We start from the raw sequence: 22,783 nt of genomic DNA, 5'->3' as shown, positions 1-22,783 counted from the left end.
ATGCAGCATCCAAATCAGGATACTTGATTAATCATTCCGTTAGAATTCATTATTGTCAATGGACGTGATTTCCATCATCTTCTGGAGCAAGATATATGCGGATTGTAGAACCGCGCTCCACTCGCTCCCCGGCCGCCGGCGCCTGTCGGATGACAACATTGCCTGTGCCTGCGGAAGCCAGGTTAAAGTTCATATTCAAATCCTCATACAGCTCCGAGACTGTCTTTCCTACCAGATTGGGAACCGTGACGATCGGCGTATCGCCATAATTGTATTTCCGTTCAATCTGGCCGCTGCGGCGCGGCACGTCCAACGCCACGAGCGCATCCGTCATGATTCGTTTCACGATTGGAGCGGCAACCACGCCCCCGAACTGGATGCCTTTCGGGTTGTCGACCGCCACGTAGACGATCAGCTGAGGGTCATCCGCAGGAGCAAATCCGATAAACGATACAATATGCTCGCTAGCTGAATATCGGCCGTTAATAACCTTCTGGGCAGTCCCCGTCTTGCCCCCGACACGATAGCCGTCAATGAAGGCATTGCGTCCGGTACCTTTGGCAACCACACTCTCCAGCGCTTCACGAACCTGCTTCGATGTCTCCTCCGAGATGACCTTGCGCACCAGGTTCGGCTTGATTTCCTCGACTGTCTCTCCAGTCTCTGGGTTGATCCAGGCCTTGGCGACATGCGGCTGGTACAGATAGCCGCCATTTATCGCTGCAGACACAGCCGCTATCTGTTGAATCGGCGTTACCGATACCCCTTGGCCAAAAGCTGTCGTTGCCAGTTCTACCGGCCCTACCTGGCTTGGTTTGAACAAAATCCCCGAAGCCTCTCCTTGCATATCGATCCCTGTCTTTGTTCCGAAGCCGAAATTACGGATATATTGGAACAGCGTATCCTTGCCCAGTCTGTTGCCAAGGGTGACAAATCCCGGGTTGCAAGAGTTCTCCACTACCTCCAGAAACGTCTGCGATCCATGGCCGCCCCGTTTCCAGCAGCGAAGACGAGCGCCCGCAACCTCTATAGCCCCCGGATCAAAGAACCGCTCATTCTTCAAATCAACCTTGCCTTCTTCAATTGCCGCAGACAGGGTAATAATCTTGAACGTGGAACCCGGCTCATAAGTCATCCATACCGGCAGATTCCGATTGTATACCTCCGGAGTGACTTCGCGGAATTTGTCTGGCTCGAAGGTTGGCCTGCTGCCCATCCCAAGTATTTCACCTGTCTTTGGATTCATGGCAATAGCAAATACACTGTTCGCCTGATGCTGAACCATCGCTTGGTCCATCTCGCGCTCGATTATCGTCTGCACCTTCTTGTCGAGAGTCAGCTGCAAATTCAGTCCATCGCGCGGCTTCTGATACGTATCGCTCGATCCTGGCATAAGGCGGCCAGCCGCGTCGGAGAGAAAGGATACGCTGCCGGAGATGCCCCTTAACCTCTTGTCATAAATCTGCTCGACTCCGGTAAGTCCTTGATTCTGAATGCCTGTGAAGCCGAGTACATGCGCTGCGAGATTGCCGAATGGATATGCGCGTTTGTTATCCTCGGCGACAACAATACCCGGCAAATTCAGATCGCGAATTTCCTGCGCCTTCTCAAGCGTAATCTTCCGGCCTCCGGGCTGAATATTTACAATGAACTGGCGCTTGGTCACCATTTGATAGATTTTCTCTTCAGGCATATCAAGCGCCTTGGCCAGAAGCCGGGCGGTTGTTTCCTTTTCCTTTACCTGCACGGGGATTGCCATGACGGATGGCGAACTGATGTTATACGCCAGCCTTTCTCCATTGCGATCCAGTATCTCTCCCCGCTTGGCAGAGAACGGGATGTTGCGTCTCCACGAATCCTCCGCCTTTTCAGCCAACTCAGTTCCTTTCACCAGCTGTACGTAACCCAGCCTGATAACCAAAGCTATAAAAGCAACGATTGCACATACAAGCACCGTCAGCAGTCTTCTTCTGACCGTTACACTCGATACTCTCACAAGCCTCCCCCTTCCGAAGCAGCCTCATTGCGGTGTTGCTACAATTTCAGCCTATTCGAAAAATCGGGGGGATAGAACAAGCATGACAGGCAGTCAGCACTGACCTGCCTGTCATGGACTAGCCAGGCAATTCCCCGGCCGTCTCACCGTGATCATGACCATCAGGCTTATTCGTACCGCTATTTTGGGGATCCGCATTCTCCACATTAGCGGGGTCATCTCCATGGCCTGTATTTGCGCTCTCCCCGTCCTGCTGATTATCCTCTGGCTGCTCCTTTTCAGGAATACCTTCCGGCGGTTCCAGCTTCAGCTTGAGCACCGTCTCCTTGCCTTGCGTCTCCTGCACCTGCGAGACGACAAAGCCTTCTCCTTCCGTCACACATCTGACGTCAAGCAGCGAGCAAACCTCCAGTACATCCCGCAGCGGCAGCTTGTGCATGTCCGGGATAGCCATTTGCTTGCGTTCTTCAGTTATGAGATAAATACGCTGAGTGCCCGGCACCGTCGTACCCGCCTTCGGAATTTGTTGCAGAACCGTTTTTCCTTTGCCTACGATTTCAAAGTTCAAAGCCCGTTTTTGCATTTCATTCGTAGCCTGTGTAAGTTTCATAGACACGACATTTGGCAGCGTAACGCTTTTTCTGCGTCCCTGCCCTTCCTGCTGATCCGGCTGAACGCTCGGCATGACGCCGAGGTGACGCAAGCTCTTTTCCACAATGCTCTGGAATACAGGAGCCGCTACTTTACCTCCACCGGCATTCGGATCATTCGGTTCGTCAACAACAACATACACAACAATTTTCGGGTTTTCCACCGGAGCGTAGCCAATAAAGGAAACAATGAACTTATTTTCAGAATAACCTTTACCGCCGCTTACCTTTTGAGCTGTCCCTGTCTTCCCTGCAATACGATATCCTTCGATTTGGGCATTGCGGCCTGTACCATCCGATACGACCTGCTCCAAATATTCCCCGACCTTCTTCGAAGTTTCCTCCGAGATGACCTGACGAACCACCTTCGGCTGAATCACTTGCGTCGTCTTCGTTACCGGGTCCTCAATTTGCTTGACCAGGTGAGGTTCCATCAGCCGCCCTCCGTTGGCCACAGCAGCTACTGCCGCCACTTGCTGAATCGGAGTCACCTGCACCTTGCCTTGTCCGTAAGTAGCTGTCGCCACTTCGCTTGGCCAGTTGAAGTCAATTCTCCCCTTTAACTCTCCAGGCTGCTCAATGCCTGTTTTCTCGCCAAAGCCGAAATTGGTAATATAGTTTTTGAATTTTTCCGCGCCAAGTTTTTCATAACCAAGCTTGACGAAGGCGACGTTACTCGAATATTTCAGACCCTGCAAATAAGAGATGGTCCCCCAGCCGCCGCGTTTGACGTCACGGAGCGTAGCTCCCGGAACTTTAATTGAGCCTGAGACATAGGTATCGTCCGGATTGAAAAGCCCTTCCTGCACGGCAGCAGCCAGCGTCACAATTTTGAAGGTTGAACCCGGCTCAATCAACTGCTTGACGGGATGATTGTAAAAGGCCGCCTGATCCTTTGTTTCCCAATAAATATTAGGATTAAAATTCGGATAGCTCGCCATCCCGAGAATCTCCATCGTGTTCGGATCGGCGGCTATCGCCGTAATGCTCTTTGGCTGGTATTTTTGATAAGATTCCTTGATAGCCTCTTCCACATAATACTGGATTTCGGTATTGATGGTGAGACGCAAATTTTTACCATCGACAGCGGGCTTATATTCCACCTCGCCGTCCGCGAGCTGAACCCGCTTGCCGTCCTTTTCATATTTGATATAACCGTCCTGTCCCCGCAATGCCTCGTCATAGAGGGATTCGATTCCGTAAACGGCCGAATCGTTCTTCTGTACGTAGCCAAGCAGATGAGACGCCATATTTTGTTTAGGATAGTAGCGCTTCTGATCGTCTAACAGCGTAATCCCGACATCTTTTTGTCCGGTTTGCTCCCGCAGCTCATCTCGAAATTCTCTGATTTGATCTGCGAGTTCTTTCTCCATCTTCCAGCCTTCATTATGGATTTCACGATTGATGACGTATTCCCCATTATCCCTCTTCGCATTGACGTCGTTGCGCAGGCCTTCAACCGATTTGCCGATTATGGCATGGAATCTCTCCACTACCTTGTCTGCAATATTGAGCTTGTGAAGGACGTTCGGGTTGATCGAGACGGTGTATGCCGGGGCATCCATGGCCAATATATTGCCGTCCCGGTCGGTAATGGTTCCCCGTACAGCCTTCAAGGGTTCCGACGTCGCCCATACTTCCCGGGCCTTGCCCAGCCAGAAATCAGCATGTGCAACCTGTACAAAATAAACACGTATGATCAAAACAAGAAAAAGGAGGGTGATGACCCCTCCCACCAGCAATGTTCTTAGCTTGATTCGTTTCGTCATAGCACCTCACCCTTGTTGATTAATTCACTTTTACAGTAATCGGCTCCTCTGACTGAACCATCCCCTGATCCATCGCTTTTTTACGAATAACCTCCGGGTCGCTAAGCTGCTCCACCTGTTTTTGCAATTCCTTGATATCCGCCGACATTTCAACTTGTTGCCTGTTGAGTTCTTTAATATCCAGATTGATCTGATAGATTTGCGCATACCGGAAAATGATGGCCCCCGCCACAAAGACACAGACTAAAATGGTGAACAGATAAAGAAGCTTTTCTTGAACAGGAATTGATTTGCGGCGGACAACGGTTTGTTTTCTTTGGACTCTGGGCTGCTCAGGCTGTTTTTTGGGCTTGAGTGCCAGATTGCCGTGCATGTAAGCCATTCACTTTCCCCTTTCTATCGATCAAAATGGTTGTATTAGTCTTCTGCATGGAGTCTACAGCTTCTCCGCAACCCGCAGCTTGGCCGAACGGGCCCTCGGATTAAGCGCAAGCTCCTCTTCGCCAGGCACAATCGGTTTGCGGTTGACCAATTTCAATACACCTTGCTGCCCGCATACACACATGGGAAAATCCGTCGGGCAAGTGCAGCGCTGTAAATGCTGGGCAAATATTTGTTTGCAAATCCGATCCTCCAGCGAGTGGAAAGTAATGACTGAAGCCCTTCCACCAGGCGCCAGACAGCGGACAGCCTGTTGCAGCGCTTCCTCTTCCGCCCCAAGCTCATCATTAACAGCAATGCGCAGCGCCTGAAAGGAGCGCTTGGCCGGATGCGGGCCGCTTCTGCGCGTGGCAGCCGGAATCCCAACCTTGATCAGTTCAACCAGCTCTCCGGTAGTGACAATCCGCGCTTTCGCTCTTGCTTGCATAATATGGCGGGCAATGCTGCGGGCAAAACGCTCCTCCCCGTAATCGGCAAGAATGCGGGAAATTTCGCGCTCATCCCATTCATTGACAATTTCCTCTGCTGTGAGCGTTCCCTGCTGGTCCATTCTCATATCTAGGGGTGCATCATGATTATAGCTAAACCCTCTCTCTGCTTCGTCCAGTTGAGGACTGGAGACACCCAGGTCAAATAAAATACCGTCTACCTGGGGAATGCCTTCTTTCACAGGCAAATCCAGTTCCAGCAGCTTGCGCTCCAGTTCCCGGAAATTGCTTCGCACCAGCGTAACCCGCTCCATGTAAGGGGCCAGCCGCTTGCGCGCATTGTCTAGCGCCCAGTCATCCTGATCAAATGCGATCAATTGGCCGCCTTCTCCGAGCCTGGACGCAATCAACTCGCTATGTCCGGCTCCGCCAAGGGTACAGTCTACGTATATGCCGTTCGGCTTGATTGCCAAACCGTCGACTGCTTCCTCCCTCAGCACCGTAATATGTTCAAACACGATTTATCCTCCTGGCCTATCTTAAAAGTTAAAATCAAAGTCAACGAGCTTCTCGGCGATATCATTGAAAGCTTCCTCCGATTGCTGAGAATAGCTTTCCCAAATCAACCTGCTCCAAATCTCAACACGATTGGTGACACCCAGCACGATACATTCCTTCTCCAGCTTGGCATGAGCCAGCAAGTTGCCCGGCAGATTGACCCGGCCCTGCTTGTCCAACTCGCATTCTGTTGCTCCCGAGAAGAAAAAACGGGTAAAGGCGCGGGCATCGGATTTCATCAGCGGCAGTGACTTCAACTTCTGCTCAAGCTGCGACCATTCGCTTTGCGGGTAGACAAACAGACAGTTGTCAAGGCCGCGTGTCACAATGAACGAGGAACCGAGGGTTTCACGGAATTTGGCGGGGATAATGAGTCGGCCTTTGTCATCGATACTATGCTGATATTCCCCCATAAACATCGCGGCCACCACCCTTCTCCCTAAATCCACCACTTTCCCCCACTTGCCACCACTTAGCTTGAATTATTCGCCATACAAAACAAAAATCCTGCTTATATAAGCAGGATTTTTTCAACCAAATTATGGGATCCTATGAAAACAACCAATCAGGCCCTTTTATTAGAAAACTTTCAGAAAGCAAGGCAGCAATGCGAAGACAGTCTGGGATTCGACTCTCAGACCGCTTTGCAGTCCTGTTCTTAATGCTCTTCCCAACTGTCGAGGTAGGATTTTTGCTCATCAGTCAGCTTGTCGATACCCGCCCCGAGCGATTCCAGCTTGAAGCGAGCAACTTGCTCATCAAGCTCGTAAGGCACATTGACGACCTTGCTGCCAATTGACTCATAGTTATCGTTGACATATTTGAGCGACATCGCTTGCAGCGCAAACGTCATATCCATAATTTCCGCCGGATGGCCGTCGCCAGCCGCCAGGTTAACGAGACGTCCTTCAGCCAACAGATAAAATTTGCGGCCATCCTTGAGCTGATATTCTTCAATATTGCGACGAACTGTGCGTTTGCCGGAGCTTAGCGCCTCCAGTTCAGGCTTGTTGACCTCCACATCGAAGTGGCCGGCGTTAGAGAGAATCGCCCCGTCCTTCATGACCTCATAATGCTCTTTGCGAATGACGTCGCGGTTGCCTGTCACCGTTACGAAGAAGTCCCCTTGCTTTGCAGCTTCGATCATCGGCATGACGGCAAAGCCATCCATGTGCGCTTCTACCGCCTTGATTGCATCGATTTCCGTCACGATAACATTCGCGCCAAGACCTTTGGCCCGCATCGCCACACCTTTGCCGCACCAGCCGTAGCCGACCACGACAACCGTCTTGCCTGCGACTACAAGATTCGTGGTGCGGTTAATGCCGTCCCATACAGACTGTCCCGTGCCGTAGCGGTTATCGAACAAATATTTGCAGAAGGCATCATTGACGGCCACCATAGGGAAGTTCAGCGTACCATCCTTCTCCAGCGCTTTCAGGCGCACAATACCTGTCGTCGTCTCTTCTGCGCCCCCGCGCAAGCCTTCAAGCAGATCACGGCGCTCCGAATGGAGAATCGTGACAAGATCGCCGCCGTCATCGATAATCAGGTCCGGCTTCGTCTCCAGCGCTTTAATAATTAGTTCCTTGTACTCGGCAGGGTTCGGATTGTATTTGGCAAATACGGTGATTCCATCTTCCACCAGCGCCGCACATACATCATCTTGGGTAGACAACGGATTGCTCCCTGTAATCGTAACCTCGGCGCCGCCCGCTTGAACGACCTTGGCCAGATAAGCCGTCTTAGCTTCGAGATGGAGGCAAATGACAACTTTCAGCCCTTTGAAAGGCTGCTCCTTCTCAAATTGCTCGCGAATCCGGTTGAGCACCGGCATATGGGCTTTCACCCAGTCAATTTTCAGATGTCCTTCCGGAGCAAGCGATATGTCCGCGACAATGCTTTTTTCTTTTGTTGTGCTCATTATATCTAACCTCCTACAAAATCATAGTAAATGCTGCATTGACACTTCTATAAGTATACGACCCTGTGACCGGGATCATTATTATGAGATTGCTGGAGCAGGTCCCGCAGCCAGTGCAAGCCTGACTGATTCCAGAGCTGAATAAAGTTTAGCACCCGTTCCTGCGGCTTGCCCTGAGGCCATAATTGCAATTGTACCCGCTCCATCTGGCGGAGCGCATCATCATGACGCTTGCTGCGTTCATAATAGAGCCGTGATTTCATAAATTCAAGCTGCTCAAACAGCTTGCTCTGGTTCGTCTCAGCCAGAGCCTGAATATCTTGCCCATATGGAGCTAGCGTCTCAAGAACCGGCTCATACATCGCTGAGAGCTGATCCTTTATTTTATCGAAAGTCTCGTCCATAGGCTGCAGACCGCCCTGGCGGCTTAGCCAGTCTGACTTATGCTGTTCGGCGTTGTGCATCACCGTGTCCAATGTCATGCCGTATCGCTCCATATGCTTTTGCGCTGTCCGATCCACAAATGTAAAAGACAACCGAGGCACCACAATCGGCATATTCATGCCCAGCGCCTTGAATGCATCCGAGGTTAATGCCCAATAGGCAATTTCTCCTGGTCCAAGGACAGTGCCCAAGACAGGGAACAGATAATCCTGCATCAGCGGCCGCGTCAGCACATTGTTGCTCAGTCGCTCCGGCTGCCTGCGCGCCAGTTCCAACAGCTCGTCTGTGCTCAGTTTGACAAATCCTTTGCGGTCTTTGAACTGTTGGCCGCTGCGAAACAGCAGCTGCCGGTCTCCACTGTAGTCCTCCGCTCCGCTGTGGCCTGGCCCGAACAGGAACAAATTCGCCCCATCCGGCGCAACTTCAGCCTGAGCGGAATAACCGTGTTCTGCAAGATACGCTGCTGAACGATTATAGGCTTCCTGAAGCGCCTCATTGCTCCTGACTATACATTCAAACATCGGAGCTTCCAGCCTGCGCAGCGCAGGGTCGTCCGCGTCCATAACGACAAGGCCGTATGGCCCGAACAACCAGGCCAGCAGACGGGCAAAAGTATCGGACAATGTAGCGGCGCCGTCTGTAAATGCGCATAAACGGTCCAGCAGATCAGGCTTATATTCAGAATCCGGCAGCAGCGCTCCCAGTTCCTCAATAGCCTGCTTCCACGCCTCAGGGCTGATTATGCTGCGGCTGACAGATGTTTTTGCGCCCTTGGGGCGTGTCAACTCCAGCTTGCGCAGCTTGGGTTCTTCCGAAACGAGATACGTATGACCGGCTTCTTCCCAGTCATGATCTTCGCCGGCAATCCAAAAAACAGGAATGACAGGAGACTTGAGTTTGTCCCTTGCAAAGGCTGCGCTTTGAATAATGGAAACCGCCTTAAACAGCACCAGCAACGGTCCGCTCCATAAGCCGGCCTGCTGCCCCCCGACAACAACGAGCGCGCCATTGCCAAGCTCGCGGATATGCTCCAGGGCGGCTTCCGACGCGCCATGCTCCCTGTTGTATGCCGACAAAACCTCTGCAAGAGCGGCTCTGTCAGCACGCGGTCCTCCAGCCTGCCGAAGCTCTTCGGCTCTGACTGCCCAGTGGCCATCCTCTTGCCAATGGTAACCGAACTGCCGAAGCACGTTCGGATCTGTCTTATTGATATATGCATCGGTAATAGGCTGACCCGATGGCATATTTAATGTTAACCCACTCATGTCGCTGCCTTACCCTCCAGTCGCTATGTTCCTCTGGTTCTGAATTGATTGTACACAACGGAGGTCGAAACCGTCAAAGCACAAAAATCGTCCCAAAACTGCATAACACTATCGAATTCGACTAAAAACGGCCTAAACTCTGGCAAAGCTCTGGCCAATGCCAATTAGCATCAGTAAGATATACATGGCGCTCATCATAAAGAAGCTCAGCCGCCATACCGCGCGGGTAACCCGCTTGAGATCAAGAACACCCTTAGTGCGATGCTGAAGATTGCCCATCAGTCCCCCGCCTATGAGCAACAGCAACAGGATACCGAAAATGCCGAATGAACTTTTGAACACCATGTCGAACAATACGGCGACGCATCCGATCAGAAGGGCGGTCGTAATGTCCATCGCCAGACGAAACGCTTTCTTTTTATTCCCTGTCGCCGCCTTGGCGCTAAAATAAATGATAAAAAAAGGTATTATAGGAACCGCTGCAAGAAACGCATACGCTTTTACCAACCATTGCATGATAACTCCGCCCCTTTCTGAGTCTAAATCTAAACATTCAGGCTTGGAATTTTCTATTTGCCGCCAAGAGCCTTGACCAGCGAAAGCATCGCAGCATTCAAAGGAGCCGGAAGGCCATATGTCCTGCCCAGCGCTACAAGCCCGCCATTGATGAAATCAATCTCAGTCTCTCTCCCGCTCTGGACGTCACGGAACATGGAGGATTCATTGTGTGCCGTATTCCGGCATACTTCCAGAAGCATGTCCCATTCCTTCCCGCTGCACGTCATGCCTGCGGCATGAACAATATGTACGCCTTCCTCATGAAGCGCTCTCATCAGCTTCAGCCGCACCGGATGCTCAGGAAGCTCGCCGTTCCTTACCTGATAGATCGCTGTCAACGGATTAATGACGCTATTGATTAATAATTTTTGGTAAATCCGGTCATCCAACTGTTTCGACAAAAACGCCGTGATTCCTGCCTTTTTCAAGCTGTTCATCAATTTTTTTTGCAGGGCGCCAACTTTGGCGGAGCCCGCTTCAGCTATATGAATCTGCCCTCGTCCGGTATGATGGACTAACGTTCCCCCATTCTTTGTCAAAGCGCCTTCGGTTGTAATCACTGGGATCACCTCGATGCCGGAAAGCGCTTCTTTCAGCCTTTCAATATGGCCGATTCCGTTCTGCATACAAAGCAGCAGCGAGCCTGCGGGCAGAAGCAGCTTAAGTTGGCGGATGAACTCTGCGTCGATGCTGGTTTGCTTCACGGTCAACCATACAATGTGCTCCTCTGCCTCTGCAACAACTCGCTTTGCTGTCGATATCATGAATGGGCTGGCTTTGACCCGAATCGGCCGCCGGTCTGTCTGTTCCTCTTGGCCTTCGACAAGCATCAGTCCGTTGTTGCTTAGTCTTTCGGCCTGTTCTTTCGAACGCGTCCATAGCAACACGTCCTCGCCCGAGGACGCCAGCCTGGAGGCCATCAGCAGTCCGATTGCGCCCGCCCCTATAATCATATGCTTCATTACAAGCATCCTCTTTTCTTCCGGTATCATTCAGGCTGTCTCTTATTTTAGCAGAAGCGGCACAAAAAAGGGGCTATCAAGTGTAAACGGCTTTGCCGTCTTTAATGGGCAAAAGGGACGTTAATACATTCATATATTTAAAAAAACCGTCCGGAAGTGCGGTTTCCCCTGCAGCTTTCAGCCTTCCGGCTGTTTCTCAGGGAAACCGTACCTTTCGGACGGTTCTTCGTCTTTACATCGCCAAGCAAACGAACGCTACTCGATCCGCTCCAGATTGCCGTTGGCATCCATTTTGAAGCGAGACTTGACTTCTTCCTCTTCATTCATGCTGGCCAGGCGGCGAGCACGGTCCATGATCTGAATCAAAGTCTTGTAATCATCATTAACTGTACGATAATCAATCTGGACATTATTAACCTCTTTGGACAATCTTTCATTATCTACCCGCAGATCAAAAAGTTCCTCGTCCTTATCTTTCAATTCCTTTTCCAGCCCTTTGATATGCCGGGTTAAATCCTGATAGGTTGTTTTCCAACTTCTCAAAAACCGGATGACCGCATCAATGGTAATGGCTTCTTCTGCTGCCGTTTCATTTTTCTCATACGAATGCTGGACTTGCTCCACTGTAACTGCGGATACATGCGGAACTGCCGGGAAAGATTGCTTGCGCAAATAATTCCGTTTTTGCCGTTGCTGCTTTGCCAACTGGATGGCGTCTTCATAGCGTTTGCGGACACAACTGTTCCATCTGAACCCGCAGGCTGCTGACGTTCTGCCGATTCGCTCCCCTACTTCCTCAAATGCCGCCAGCTGTGTACTTCCTTCCCGAATATGGCGCAACGTAACTTCGGCCAGAATCAAATCATCATCGGGACTCCACGCATCTTGTCTGACTGCTGTCATGCTACCAAAACCTCCTAACGTTAAAGGGCCTCCATATATCTTTATGCCCTTGGTAGAGTTCATAGAATCTATCGATACTAAATTGTATTTCCAATTTTCCAAAAGCTCATACATGGTTAGCAGCGAATCCGGTTAAACTAGGGACAATAAAGTTTATGAATTGTCACGTTTCATGGTTTACAGTAGACAACTCGAAAGGTATAATGTTGGATAGAATTGTGTCAAGACTTGCTTAAAAGGTAAGTGCGACAGGGGGGTTGGAATAATGGCACGCATGTTTCGAGTACTTGGTTTTTGGACACTTGTAATCGGACTCATGGCATATGCAGGTCACATGATCGAGATGGCGATCCTGTTCTTTGCCCAGACCGCAGTGTTCGTCCTGCTTGGCTACTTGAATTTCTCGGAAAGAACCTACATATTAATGTTCTGGGGTTACATGATTCTTTCTTTTGCAGGCTTCACGTACTGGTCTGTTTTTGAAATGGGAATGCCGTTCTAAATTCCCCATGACATGTACGTCAAACAGCCGGGCTCCTGCCCGGCTGTTTCTTTATCTGTAGGTGGAAATATTATGGCATTTTGCAGCATAGACTAGTCCCGTCATACTTGTAAAGGGGGAACTGCCAGTGACACGAACTGCCTGGGCTCCTGCCGCTCTTGTTGCTCTATCGCTGCTTGTTTTCTTCTGGACGGTACAAAGCCTGGTCATGATGCCTGCCTTTGCACAGCCTGCAGATGAGCAAACCCGCCGCCTTCTGGAGAAAAGCCTGTCTGTCGTGGAAATCGATAAAGAGATCGAGAGAGTCAACCTGAAAAAGCAAGAGCTGGAGCTGCAATCCGAGCAAAAGACCCAAACGATTCAGGTTCAAGAAGAAATGAAAATCCAGCGCCAAGCGGATGCGGGCCGTGTTTTGAGAGCCTATTATACAGGTGAACGGGATATATTGCTCGGTGCCCTGCTCTCCTTCCGAAAGCTTTCAGATTTCCTTGTCGTCATGGACTATTTTGAATGGATTTTTGCGCGGGACAGGCAGGTTCTTGGCGAATACACGGCACAGCTTGAGCAACTGCAACAGCAACGCCAAGCTCTCGACAACCAGCAGCTCCAGCTTGTGGAGATGGAGAAGCGGCTGCTCCAGCAGCGCGCAAGACTGGCGCAATTGGAACTGGAAATTAACCGGGATCTTGCCGCATCTACAGACAGCGAGCGGATGCGAATGCTTATGGAGGAGTTGAGCAACTATTGGCAGACCGTTGGCCTTACAGAGGTCAAAAATTATTTTCGCGCCCTCTCCAGAGCGATGAAGGAACTGCCCGGGTGGCTCAAAGACAATCCCGAATTTCTGAAAATGAAAGGTTTTGATTACACGGTTCGGGTGCCCGAGGATGCCCTGAATACATTTTTACGCCAGCAGAATGAACTATTCAAAAATTTCGCCTTTGAATTCCAGAAGGACAACATTCAGGTAAACGGGCAGCGCGAAGGACTATCCGTAGCTGTAAGCGGCCATTATACAATTGAAAATGAGCCAAAAAACGCCATACGCTTCCATGTCGATGAACTGCTGTTCAATGGGCTTGCCCTGCCGGATACGACGCGCAAGGCGCTGGAGGAAGAATTCGATTTGAGCTTCTATCCGCAACTGATCGTCAAGCTGATTCAGGCTGAAAATGTGGAAATCCTGGATAAGGAGCTTGTCATCCATTTAAAATTAAAATTATAGTCCCAAGCGTAAACGGCTTTACCGTCCTCGGACTGATAAAGCCTCGTTTCGCGTAGTGAATATAAGCCATTTATAAATGTAAAACTTATAAATACTTATATTTCAAGCGTAAACGGCTTTGCTGTCCTTGGAAGGACAAATCGCCTAAACAAAGAAGTCGGATACTTGTCCGGCTTCTTTGTTTTGTAGTTTACTCCCATTGATCCAGCAATCCGTCAACACCTATTTCCCCGTTCAACCAACGACCCCAAAGCTGCCCGTTCCGGATATACTGCTGATGCCAGTTGGCATCCATTCGAGCTTGCGTAAGCTGCTCGAGCCGCTCGTGAAGCGAAGCTGAGATAGGATCAAGCCTCTTCGCTTCATACGCCGATTTGCGGGCAGGCAGCTTGCCGGAGGAAATGAAAGCAGCCTCCTGATGCAAGGGATCTGTCACATATTCGATCCAGGCTTTGGCCTCCTGCGGCCACTTGGTCTTGGCGGACAGCGTATAGCTTCGTCCATTAAGCCACAGCGGCTGCTCAGACGCCTGATTTTGCACCACCAGCTTTCCCGCATAGGAAGACCAATTCGCGTACAGCTTTGATAATGGCAACACCGCGGACAACAAATTGCCATTCAGCAAATGATCCAGCAGCCGGCTGCTGTCGGCTTCCACCAACAACATTCCTTTCATTCTCATACTATCAAGGTTGCGAAGCAATTCCTCCTGCTTTGAAGGAAGATGAGCCATATTGGCTGGATCGCCGTCTGCTCCTTGAAAAGCGGAAGCCCATACAAGAAGCTCCTTAAGGCTGTCCGGAGCAAATGCAGCCCACTTTCTAGATTCAGGCGTCTTGTTGTTGTCTGCAGCATCGATCGCCTCTGCGAGCAACTCCAATTCGCTTATGTTGTGCGGCAAGGATAAGGGTTCGCCTCCCGCTCCCTTTAGAAGAACAGCGCTCCAGACGGTCAGCAGCGGATCAGCATCCTTGGGAACGCCCCAAAGAAAGCTATTCCACTTCAACGGCTGGAGAAGCCCTGCAGGGACGTCTGAGAAGGTCTCACCCGCGAACATCGAATCTACATTTTTCAAATAGCCGGAAGCGGCGAAATCGATCACCCAGCTGTTATCGAGCAGCATGATATCCGGCGCCTCGCCGAGCAAGGCGCCTTGCTTCAAACGCTCGTATGTATCGCCTGCCGGCAAATTGACCAGCTTCACCTTGATATCGGGATGCTTCGCTGTAAAATCAAGAGTCAGCTTCTGCAGATCAGCAAACTCAGACGAACTAATGGAAACGTTTACATCCATAAATTTAATTATATTTTCATCTGCCGCAGTCGTTTGGTTGACTTTTTCCGGTTCTGCCCCCGTCCACTTGGCGATCCGGTTCGTAGGTCCTGCCGCCATAGGAAAACCTACCACTATGAACAGCATCAGAAGACTCAGCAGCATAATGTAATATCTCTTGCGGGACACCAAGCTTCCCCTCCATCCTTCACGCTTCTGCGGTTTACCCTTATATCTTAACAACAATCCACCGGAATGTCTTGTTAAGTCTCTATTACAAATACAAACTCTGGGCATTCGGACAAGCGTAAACGGCTTTGCCGTCCTTGGACGAGCAAAAACTTCGTTTCGTGGTAAAATATAAGCTCATTTATAGAAGGAACTTTATAAATTCTTATATTTTTACAAAAGGCTGCGCCCCGAACAGGAGCGCAGCCTTTTGTAAAAATATAAGGAGTTGCCTCACATTACAACAAATCGGCCGCGAGTTGGGCCAGCTTGGAGCGCTCGCCCTTCTCGAGCGTCATATGGCCGCTTAGGCCCTGTTCCTTGAAACTCTCGACAATATAAGTCAACCCGTTGCTGACGGCGTCGAGGTACGGGTGGTCGATCTGCTCGGGGTCGCCCATTAGAACAATTTTACTGCCTTCCCCGACCCTGGACACGATCGTCTTCACTTCATGGCGGGTCAGGTTCTGCGCTTCGTCAATGATAATGAACTGGCCCGGAATGGAGCGGCCGCGGATATAAGTTAGCGCCTCGACCTGAATGCTGCCCAGCCCCATTAGTATTTTGTCGATATCTCCTGCTTTTTTTGTATCAAACAAATATTCCAGATTATCATAGATCGGCTGCATCCAGGGGCGCAGCTTCTCCTCCTTCTCTCCGGGCAAATAACCGATATCCTTGCCCATTGGCACAACAGGACGTGCAATAAGCAGCTTCTTGTAACGATGCTCATCCTCCACCTTCAGCAATCCGGCCGCCAGCGCCAGCAGCGTCTTGCCTGTTCCCGCCTTGCCTGTCAGCGTAACGAGAGGCACATCATCACTAAGCAGAAGCTCCAGCGCCATCCTCTGCTGCGCATTGCGAGCCGTAATGCCCCATACGGGATCATTGCTCAGAAACAGCGGCTCCAGCTTCCCCCTGTCCTGGGTAACGCGCAGCAGCGCTGACTTCGAGGTTCCCATTTCGTCTCGCAAAATTACAAATTCATTTGGATGCAGACGTATATTTAAATTCAAATTTTTTACATTTAAGAACCGGTACGTATAAAATTCGTCAATGACGGATGGGTGAACATAAACTGTCGTATAGCCGGTATAGATGTCCGAAGCTTCCACCGTATGGTCCGACAGATAGTCTTCCGCGTGCAGCCCTAGCACATCCGCCTTGATGCGGACAAGAACATCCTTGCTCACCAGAACGATCTGACGCTGCTCCTCTTGCGGCTGATCCTGCTCCTCCAAATAGTAATTGAGCGCAACCGCCAGAATGCGATTGTCATTGGACATGTCGCCAAACATCTCCTGTACCCGGACAAAGCTTCGATGATTCAGCTCAACTTTCAGCAGCCCTCCGTTTCTAAGCCGGATCCCTTCATGCAGACGGCCATCCTCGCGCAATCCGTCCAGCAGCCGGGATATGCTGCGAGCGTTGCGGCCCAATTCATCGGCCAGTCTTTTTTTCGAATCGATCTCCTCCAGCACTACTGCGGGGATAACCACCTCGTTATCCTCAAATGCATAAATGGCTTGCGGATCATGCAGCAGTACATTGGTATCGAGCACGAAAATTTTTGTCATTCGTGAACCCTCCTGGAGCATTTTTTTAGTTTGAGGTAACAAATATTGGCTTGTCGAATTCCCCATACATAGCATCCTTGGCGTCAGGGCAAACTGGAACAGAACCACAATAAGGAAAGGATGGGTGCAAACATGCTCAAACGTTCATTGCTGGCAGCGGCGCTTTGCCTTCTAGTTGCAGGATGCGGCAATGGTACCCGGAACGAAGTATCACCCTCTCCACAGAATAATAGCGGTGTTCGCGCCCAGCAGACTCAACCGCATGGTTTGACTGGGGCAGATAAAAATGGACAGGTAATTGCTCATTTGGAAGCCCTGGCTGAAAGTGTGCCAGGCGTAAATCGTGCCCACTGCGTCATTATGGGCAATCGGGCAGTTGTCGGTATCGATGTGGACGAACATCTCGAACGCTCACGCGTAGGAACGATCAAATATTCCGTTGCGGAAGCATTCCGTAAGGACCCCTATGGAATCCATGCTCTGGTTACAGCAGATATGGATCTATCTGGTCGTTTGAAAGAAATCGGTGCAGATGTCCGGCGCGGCCGACCGATTTCCGGTTTTGCCGAAGAGATGGCCGACATCATTGGCCGAATCGTCCCTCAAACGCCGCGAAATACGGTACCTCCTGAGGACGTAAATACGCCAAAATTGCACAAGAAAATGTAAACAAGCTGTCCAGACTTCTACTACTCTACGCGAACAAAGCGGCTATGATGATTAAGAAATGGAAAAAGAGTATACAAAAAGCCTAGTGAGTGCTCACTAGGCTTTTCGTATTGCTGCAAATACTTGTCCGTCCAGCTTGTCAGCCGCACGTTTATCATAAGTAATTTCAAATTCGGGAATCACGCACAAACGTCCGCCATGGAACATGGCATCCTTTATGCTTTCAATCTTCATCTCATAACAGGCGATCTGAAAAGGAACCGCCTCCAGAGACTCTGTGACACAACTGACATGCCCGTAGAGGGATTGCACAGTCCCTGGCGCAAACAGGGTTACACACACCTCTGGCTTCTCCTTGAGATTCGCAATCAGTCTGGAGCGCGCATCAAGGCCAAAGCGCAGCCTCTCGTTGCTGTCAGGCCAAATCCAGGATATGGCATCTGATGTAGGCGAGCCGTCCTTTGCATCTGCTGTGTGCAGCAATGCGAAAGGGTCTTTCTTCAATTGGTTCAATAGAGAATCGGATAGTACCGTAGTGGTTTCTGTCATCCGCGTGCGCCTCCTTATTGAATCAAGGTTAGCCTGATTATAACATATTTATTCACTACTGTTCCAATGGTTCCTCGGCCTGACGCGCTTTAAGCGCTTCACGAAGGGCAGCCAGGCTTTCCGGGTCCGCATACACATAAGGACTGACCCATTTGCCATCCAACAGCACGGACTCAATCGAACTGCTACCCATGCCGAAGTAGGTCGTCATCATATTTTCGATTTCCTTCGGGTGGATATCGGTCTTGACATTATTACCCACGGCTTCAAGCAATTCGCCTGCCTTTGTAATGCCATCCAATGATTTGATTTTATCCAGAATTGCGGAAATCACCTGCGTTTGACGGGCATTACGCTCGAAGTCGCTGGACTCTCTCGTCTTGCTATTCTTGGATTTGCGATAGCGCACAAAATCCAACGCCTGCTTGCCGTCAAGAATTTGCGGCCCCTTCTTTAAGTTGATGTCCGTGCCGTCCACTGTATCCCACCAGCGCATATCGATGTCCACATCAGCATGAATGCCGCCAAGGGCGTCTACAATATCCTTCAGGGCATTAAAATTGACAACGATCGTGTAATTAATCGGCAAGCCAAGATATTCGCTAAACATTTCCCGCGTCTCACGCCGGGCATAACTGTGGGCCTGTTCATTATCTTTGTTATCCTTTTTGGCTTCCATATAGTATCTGGCATAGTAAGCATTGGCTTTCAAAGATGGAAGTCCTTGCATTTCAATCCTGGTGTCACGCGGGATCGAGGCAATCGTGGATGTCTTCGTCTTGGGACTAAGCGTAACCACCTTGATGACGTCCGTATTAAGTCCTCCGCCCTTCTCACGGGAATCAAGTCCGAGCAGCAGCAATGTTACCGGCTTGACCTTAACAGATTCCTTCTCGGGCACTTCCTCAGCGGTAGTGTTGCCTATGGTCGAAATTACGTTTCGTGTTTGGTTGACCAAAATTCCCAGATAGACAGCTATGCCACATAGCAGTAAAAGCGTAACGATTGCAACCCATTTTCCCCAGCCGCCGCGTTTTTTCTTCTTCGGGGGCTTAGCAGATTTCCTGGAGCGCGCTGCGCTTCTCGACACTCGTGTCGAATCGTTTTGTTCAGCCATTCGTTTTCACCTGTCAATTGTCATATTTCGGGACAGCAGAGTTCACGACTATATGTATGGAGCCTGCTATCTGTCGGATATAAAAGCAAGGCTGCCAAGCCTCGTCCTGAGTGAAGGAGACGGGCAAGACTGAAAAGATGGCGCTGCCGATGTACCGGGCAGCACCGTCTTCAAGAGGCTTGTCCATTTGCCAGGCGATTATGACTTGGCTTCCGGTTCCTGACCAGCAGGTTTGGTATTTCCCTTCCACTTGTCATACAATTGGCGAGCGCGGAGGATCAACATCAACGCAATCGCTACTGCCATACATTGAATAATGGGCAGCTTGTCAATTTGAAGAACAAGCAGTACCAAGGAACCAAGGGCCATCATCAGATACACCAGAATTTCCTTCAAAATCGGGAGTCGTCTCTGGGCCCGGAAAACCTTGTTAAATATATACACAACAGATCCCAAAATTAAGACGTAAGAAACAAGCGGATGGTTGCTAAGCCATGCCTGCATTTTTGCAAAACCTCCCTTTGCTACTAAACGCCTTGCGCGGTTTTACGCTGCTTCTCCGCGCGTTCGCGCTCGCTCTTGTTCAGGATTTTTTTCCGCAAGCGGATGGATTTCGGCGTAATCTCGCAATATTCGTCATCATTCAGATACTCCAGCGCTCCTTCAAGAGAGAACAGTATCGGCGTCTTCATTTTGACTGTATCTTCCTTAGTCGCCGAGCGCACGTTGGTCAGTTGCTTTTCTTTGCAAATGTTGACAACAATGTCGTTATCGCGATTATGCTCACCGACAATCATGCCTTCGTAAACTTCCGTACCCGGCTCCAGGAACAGGGTTCCCCGATCCTCTACAGACATCATGCCGTAGAATGTGGAATTCCCGTTTTCAGTGGAAACAAGCACCCCTTGGTGGCGTCCTCCAACAGAAGAGCCCGCCAACGGACCATAATTGTCAAACGCATGGTTCATAATGCCATAACCGCGCGTCAGTGTCAAAAATTGGGTTCTATAGCCAATCAGACCGCGAGCCGGAATAATAAATTCCAGACGAACCTGACCTGTACCGTTGTTAATCATATTCACCATCTCGGCTTTGCGTGTGCCCAGGCTCTCCATAACCGGACCTGTGCTTTCTTCCGGCACATCGATAATTAAACGCTCGTACGGCTCCATACGCGCGCCGTCAATTTCTTTCACAATAACCTCTGGCTTGGACACCTGAAGCTCAAATCCTTCACGACGCATGTTCTCAATTAGAATGCCAAGGTGCAGTTCACCGCGGCCTGCTACGACGAATGCGTCCGGGCTTTCAGTTTCATCCACACGCAGCGCTACATCTGTCTCCAGTTCTTTGAACAGACGCTCGCGCAGCTTGCGCGAAGTTACCCATTTCCCTTCGCGGCCTGCGAATGGGCTGTTGTTGACCAGGAACGTCATTTGCAAGGTCGGCTCATCGATTTTAAGAACTGGCAGCGCCTCAGGCTTGTTCGGGTCGGCAATGGTCTCACCGATATTAATATCTTTGATCCCTGCTATCGCAACAATGTCCCCGGCGCCCGCTTCAGCGATCTCGACCCGCTTCAACCCTTGAAAGCCAAACAGCTTCTCAATGCGCGCCTGCTTTTGTCCGCCTTCACGCGTCATGACAGCAACAGCCTGGCCTTGGCGGATGACACCGCGATTGACGCGGCCTACAGCGATACGGCCAAGATATTCATTATAATCCATCAATGTCACGAGGAATTGCAACGGCTCCTCAACATTCTCGGTAGGAGAAGGGATATGACTTACGATTGTCTCATACAGAGCCTGCATGTTCTCATCCTGCTGCTCAGAATCAAGGCTGGATGTCCCCATCAGTGCCGAAGCGTACACGACCGGGAAGTCCAGTTGGTCATCATTAGCGCCAAGCTCGATAAACAGGTCGAGCACTTCGTCCACGACTTCCGAAGGACGGGCATTAGGACGGTCAATCTTGTTCAATACAACAATCGGCGTGAGCTGATGCTCCAGCGCTTTGCGCAGTACGAATTTGGTCTGCGGCATACAGCCCTCGAACGCATCAACGACCAGCAGCACCCCGTCAACCATTTTCATAATCCGCTCTACCTCGCCGCCAAAGTCGGCGTGTCCAGGCGTGTCGACAATGTTAATCAGATATTCCTTGTACGTAATGGCTGTATTCTTCGCAAGAATCGTAATGCCCCGCTCCCGCTCAAGATCATTGGAGTCCATGGCGCGCTCCTGAACAACCTCGTGGTCTCTGAATGTACCGGATTGCTGCAAAAGCTTGTCTACTAGCGTAGTTTTACCATGGTCAACGTGGGCGATAATCGCGATATTGCGTAAATTCTCTCTCAAATGCATTCTGGGTGATCCTCTCCAATTTTGAAATTAGGTCCTGGCAACATTGTTACCATTTGGCCCACTTTAATCTCCGTCCAAATACAATCCATGCCCCTGCTGCGATGAGCACCAGCGCAACGAGATAAATCCCCCAGCTCCAGAGCAGCATCATAGCGAAGCTGGCGGCAGTAATTCCGGCCAGCAAAAAGGCAACTACCTGAATGCGGCGCTGGCGGGAGTAACTGAACGTATAATACTCGTAAAGTCCCACAGCTACCCCAAAAATAAAAAACGGCCACAAAAACTGCAGTTGATCCCATCCAAATGCATTACAGTAGATAAACAGCAGTGCATAAGTTGACAGCATGCCACCCGGAATTAGGGCAACAGCCGGGATAATTCGTCCGAAATACAGTACATGCAGCAAAATGCCCGGAATCAGCACAAAAAGAGGCCAGAATACCGAGCCGATAAAGCTGAATACTCCGAGCTTTCCAAACAAAATAACGATGCCCGCAATAAGCATCAGTATCCCTACGGAATATTGGTTTTTGGACATTTGGTTAGCCCCCCCAATCCTGCACCGCCAACCGCATTCACCTGACGAAAGACGACACGTTTTTATTCTAGTTTAATGGAAGCGCAGGGAAAAAACCAGTGTGAAACGAAAATCGATGAAAAAAGAGAATCATGCTGTACGTTTTTTTAATAACGACAACACGATGACAAACGGAATGGACAATAATGGAATCGCTTCTGCTGCGGTGTTCGAGCTGTGAAATAGAAGATGATTCAAGCCCGGATCATGAACAAGCATTTTCCCAGCCGCATAACCGAGCAAGCCTGCTCCTATATAAATCAGGGGAGGAAATTTGCGCAGCACGGCGCCAAGCAGTTGGCTGCCCCATATAATCATCGGGATCGACAGACCGATCCCAAGTATAATCAGGAGCGGCTGCCCCTCTGCGATCGCCGCAATCGCCAGCACATTATCCAGACTCATAACAAAATCGGCTGCTACGATGGTTTGAATGGCGGTGCCAAGCGAAACCGCCTTGCGGATTCCTGAAGGGTGGTTGTCCCCATCCTGGGCATCCCTCAACAGCTTGACAGCAATAATAAACAGCAGAACAGCCCCAGCCGCCTGCAAATACGGAATTTTAAGCAGCGATATGGCTACGAGAGTCAGCACGCAGCGCAGACCTACAGCAGCGGCTGCTCCCCAGAATATGGCCCGCTTGCGCTCGGCAGGCGGCAGATGCTGGCTCGCCATAGCGATCACAATCGCATTGTCTCCGCTAAGCAGCACATTAATAAATACAATTTGAATAAACAAAACGAGACTTTCCATTGGACTCGCCCCCTTCATCACAATTAGATTTATGTTTTACAAAAGGGCG

Annotated in this window: 21 protein-coding genes; 3 read left to right on the top strand and 18 right to left on the bottom strand. The window is 50.3% G+C overall.

Annotation, left to right across the window (positions count from 1 at the left end; genetic code table 11):
- Window positions 1-55: 55 nt before the first annotated feature.
- The 10 genes from JFN88_RS18265 to JFN88_RS18220 all read right to left on the bottom strand — a co-directional run bounded on the left by JFN88_RS18265 (window position 56) and on the right by JFN88_RS18220 (window position 11,898).
- Window positions 56-1,996 carry a stage V sporulation protein D gene (locus tag JFN88_RS18265; RefSeq protein ID WP_199020726.1) on the bottom strand — a complete coding sequence of 647 codons (1,941 nt, stop codon included), beginning with the start codon at window positions 1,994-1,996 and terminating at the stop codon, window positions 56-58.
- A gap of 118 nt (window positions 1,997-2,114) precedes the next feature.
- A complete protein-coding gene (locus tag JFN88_RS18260) occupies window positions 2,115-4,415 on the bottom strand; it encodes a penicillin-binding transpeptidase domain-containing protein (protein ID WP_199020725.1) in 2,301 nt (766 codons plus the stop codon).
- 19 nt (window positions 4,416-4,434) lie between these two features.
- On the bottom strand, window positions 4,435-4,797 hold the full coding sequence (ftsL, locus tag JFN88_RS18255) for a cell division protein FtsL (protein WP_199020724.1): 363 nt from the start codon (window positions 4,795-4,797) through the stop codon (window positions 4,435-4,437).
- Between the two features lie 54 nt (window positions 4,798-4,851).
- Window positions 4,852-5,802 (bottom strand): 16S rRNA (cytosine(1402)-N(4))-methyltransferase RsmH, encoded by a 951-nt coding sequence (rsmH, locus tag JFN88_RS18250; RefSeq protein WP_199020723.1) that lies wholly within the window; start codon window positions 5,800-5,802, stop codon window positions 4,852-4,854.
- 21 nt (window positions 5,803-5,823) lie between these two features.
- Window positions 5,824-6,261, bottom strand: coding sequence for a division/cell wall cluster transcriptional repressor MraZ (gene mraZ, locus JFN88_RS18245; RefSeq protein ID WP_199021300.1), 438 nt, complete (start codon window positions 6,259-6,261; stop codon window positions 5,824-5,826).
- Between the two features lie 239 nt (window positions 6,262-6,500).
- Window positions 6,501-7,766, bottom strand: coding sequence for an adenosylhomocysteinase (locus tag JFN88_RS18240; protein ID WP_199020722.1), 1,266 nt, complete (start codon window positions 7,764-7,766; stop codon window positions 6,501-6,503).
- 47 nt (window positions 7,767-7,813) lie between these two features.
- The gene (gene bshC, locus JFN88_RS18235) at window positions 7,814-9,475 is read right to left on the bottom strand and encodes a bacillithiol biosynthesis cysteine-adding enzyme BshC (protein ID WP_199020721.1); all 1,662 of its coding nucleotides are present in this window, start codon (window positions 9,473-9,475) and stop codon (window positions 7,814-7,816) included.
- A gap of 132 nt (window positions 9,476-9,607) precedes the next feature.
- Window positions 9,608-9,991: a DUF3397 domain-containing protein gene (locus JFN88_RS18230; RefSeq protein ID WP_199020720.1), complete on the bottom strand. Its 384-nt coding sequence runs from the start codon at window positions 9,989-9,991 to the stop codon at window positions 9,608-9,610.
- Between the two features lie 53 nt (window positions 9,992-10,044).
- Window positions 10,045-10,995 carry a ketopantoate reductase family protein gene (locus JFN88_RS18225; protein WP_199020719.1) on the bottom strand — a complete coding sequence of 317 codons (951 nt, stop codon included), beginning with the start codon at window positions 10,993-10,995 and terminating at the stop codon, window positions 10,045-10,047.
- Window positions 10,996-11,250: 255 nt separating this feature from the next.
- Window positions 11,251-11,898, bottom strand: a complete 648-nt coding sequence (locus JFN88_RS18220; RefSeq protein WP_199020718.1) for an RsfA family transcriptional regulator — start codon at window positions 11,896-11,898, stop codon at window positions 11,251-11,253.
- A 265-nt stretch (window positions 11,899-12,163) separates the two neighbouring features.
- Here JFN88_RS18220 and JFN88_RS18215 point away from each other — a divergent pair, with 265 nt between their 5' ends.
- Window positions 12,164-12,400: a DUF2626 domain-containing protein gene (locus JFN88_RS18215; protein WP_199020717.1), complete on the top strand. Its 237-nt coding sequence runs from the start codon at window positions 12,164-12,166 to the stop codon at window positions 12,398-12,400.
- 127 nt (window positions 12,401-12,527) lie between these two features.
- Complete coding sequence (locus JFN88_RS18210; protein WP_199020716.1) at window positions 12,528-13,625, top strand: coiled-coil domain-containing protein; 1,098 nt, start codon at window positions 12,528-12,530, stop codon at window positions 13,623-13,625.
- Between the two features lie 190 nt (window positions 13,626-13,815).
- Here the strand turns inward: JFN88_RS18210 and JFN88_RS18205 are convergent, their stop codons facing one another.
- Together JFN88_RS18205 and JFN88_RS18200 are read right to left on the bottom strand one after the other, a co-directional pair.
- Window positions 13,816-15,087, bottom strand: a complete 1,272-nt coding sequence (locus tag JFN88_RS18205) for an ABC transporter substrate-binding protein (protein ID WP_199020715.1) — start codon at window positions 15,085-15,087, stop codon at window positions 13,816-13,818.
- 278 nt (window positions 15,088-15,365) lie between these two features.
- On the bottom strand, window positions 15,366-16,703 hold the full coding sequence (locus tag JFN88_RS18200) for a PhoH family protein (protein WP_199020714.1): 1,338 nt from the start codon (window positions 16,701-16,703) through the stop codon (window positions 15,366-15,368).
- 132 nt (window positions 16,704-16,835) lie between these two features.
- Here JFN88_RS18200 and JFN88_RS18195 point away from each other — a divergent pair, with 132 nt between their 5' ends.
- Window positions 16,836-17,372 (top strand): YhcN/YlaJ family sporulation lipoprotein, encoded by a 537-nt coding sequence (locus tag JFN88_RS18195; RefSeq protein WP_233168030.1) that lies wholly within the window; start codon window positions 16,836-16,838, stop codon window positions 17,370-17,372.
- 96 nt (window positions 17,373-17,468) lie between these two features.
- Here JFN88_RS18195 and JFN88_RS18190 read toward each other — a convergent pair whose 3' ends face one another.
- The 6 genes from JFN88_RS18190 to JFN88_RS18165 all read right to left on the bottom strand — a co-directional run bounded on the left by JFN88_RS18190 (window position 17,469) and on the right by JFN88_RS18165 (window position 22,734).
- Complete coding sequence (locus JFN88_RS18190; RefSeq protein WP_199020712.1) at window positions 17,469-17,921, bottom strand: pyridoxamine 5'-phosphate oxidase family protein; 453 nt, start codon at window positions 17,919-17,921, stop codon at window positions 17,469-17,471.
- A 55-nt stretch (window positions 17,922-17,976) separates the two neighbouring features.
- Entirely contained in the window at window positions 17,977-19,038 is a 1,062-nt protein-coding gene (locus JFN88_RS18185) for an LCP family protein (RefSeq protein WP_199020711.1), read from the bottom strand.
- 198 nt (window positions 19,039-19,236) lie between these two features.
- Window positions 19,237-19,542, bottom strand: coding sequence for a YlaH-like family protein (locus tag JFN88_RS18180; RefSeq protein ID WP_199020710.1), 306 nt, complete (start codon window positions 19,540-19,542; stop codon window positions 19,237-19,239).
- A 23-nt stretch (window positions 19,543-19,565) separates the two neighbouring features.
- Window positions 19,566-21,404 (bottom strand): translational GTPase TypA, encoded by a 1,839-nt coding sequence (gene typA, locus JFN88_RS18175; RefSeq protein ID WP_199020709.1) that lies wholly within the window; start codon window positions 21,402-21,404, stop codon window positions 19,566-19,568.
- 46 nt (window positions 21,405-21,450) lie between these two features.
- Window positions 21,451-21,942 (bottom strand): hypothetical protein, encoded by a 492-nt coding sequence (locus tag JFN88_RS18170; RefSeq protein WP_199020708.1) that lies wholly within the window; start codon window positions 21,940-21,942, stop codon window positions 21,451-21,453.
- 129 nt (window positions 21,943-22,071) lie between these two features.
- On the bottom strand, window positions 22,072-22,734 hold the full coding sequence (locus JFN88_RS18165; protein ID WP_199020707.1) for a TerC family protein: 663 nt from the start codon (window positions 22,732-22,734) through the stop codon (window positions 22,072-22,074).
- Window positions 22,735-22,783 lie beyond the last annotated feature (49 nt).

Origin of the sequence: Paenibacillus roseus (assembly GCF_016424485.1) — a bacterium.
GTDB lineage: Bacteria > Bacillota > Bacilli > Paenibacillales > Paenibacillaceae > Paenibacillus_D > Paenibacillus_D roseus.
This window is presented reverse-complemented; position numbering and strand designations above follow the sequence as displayed.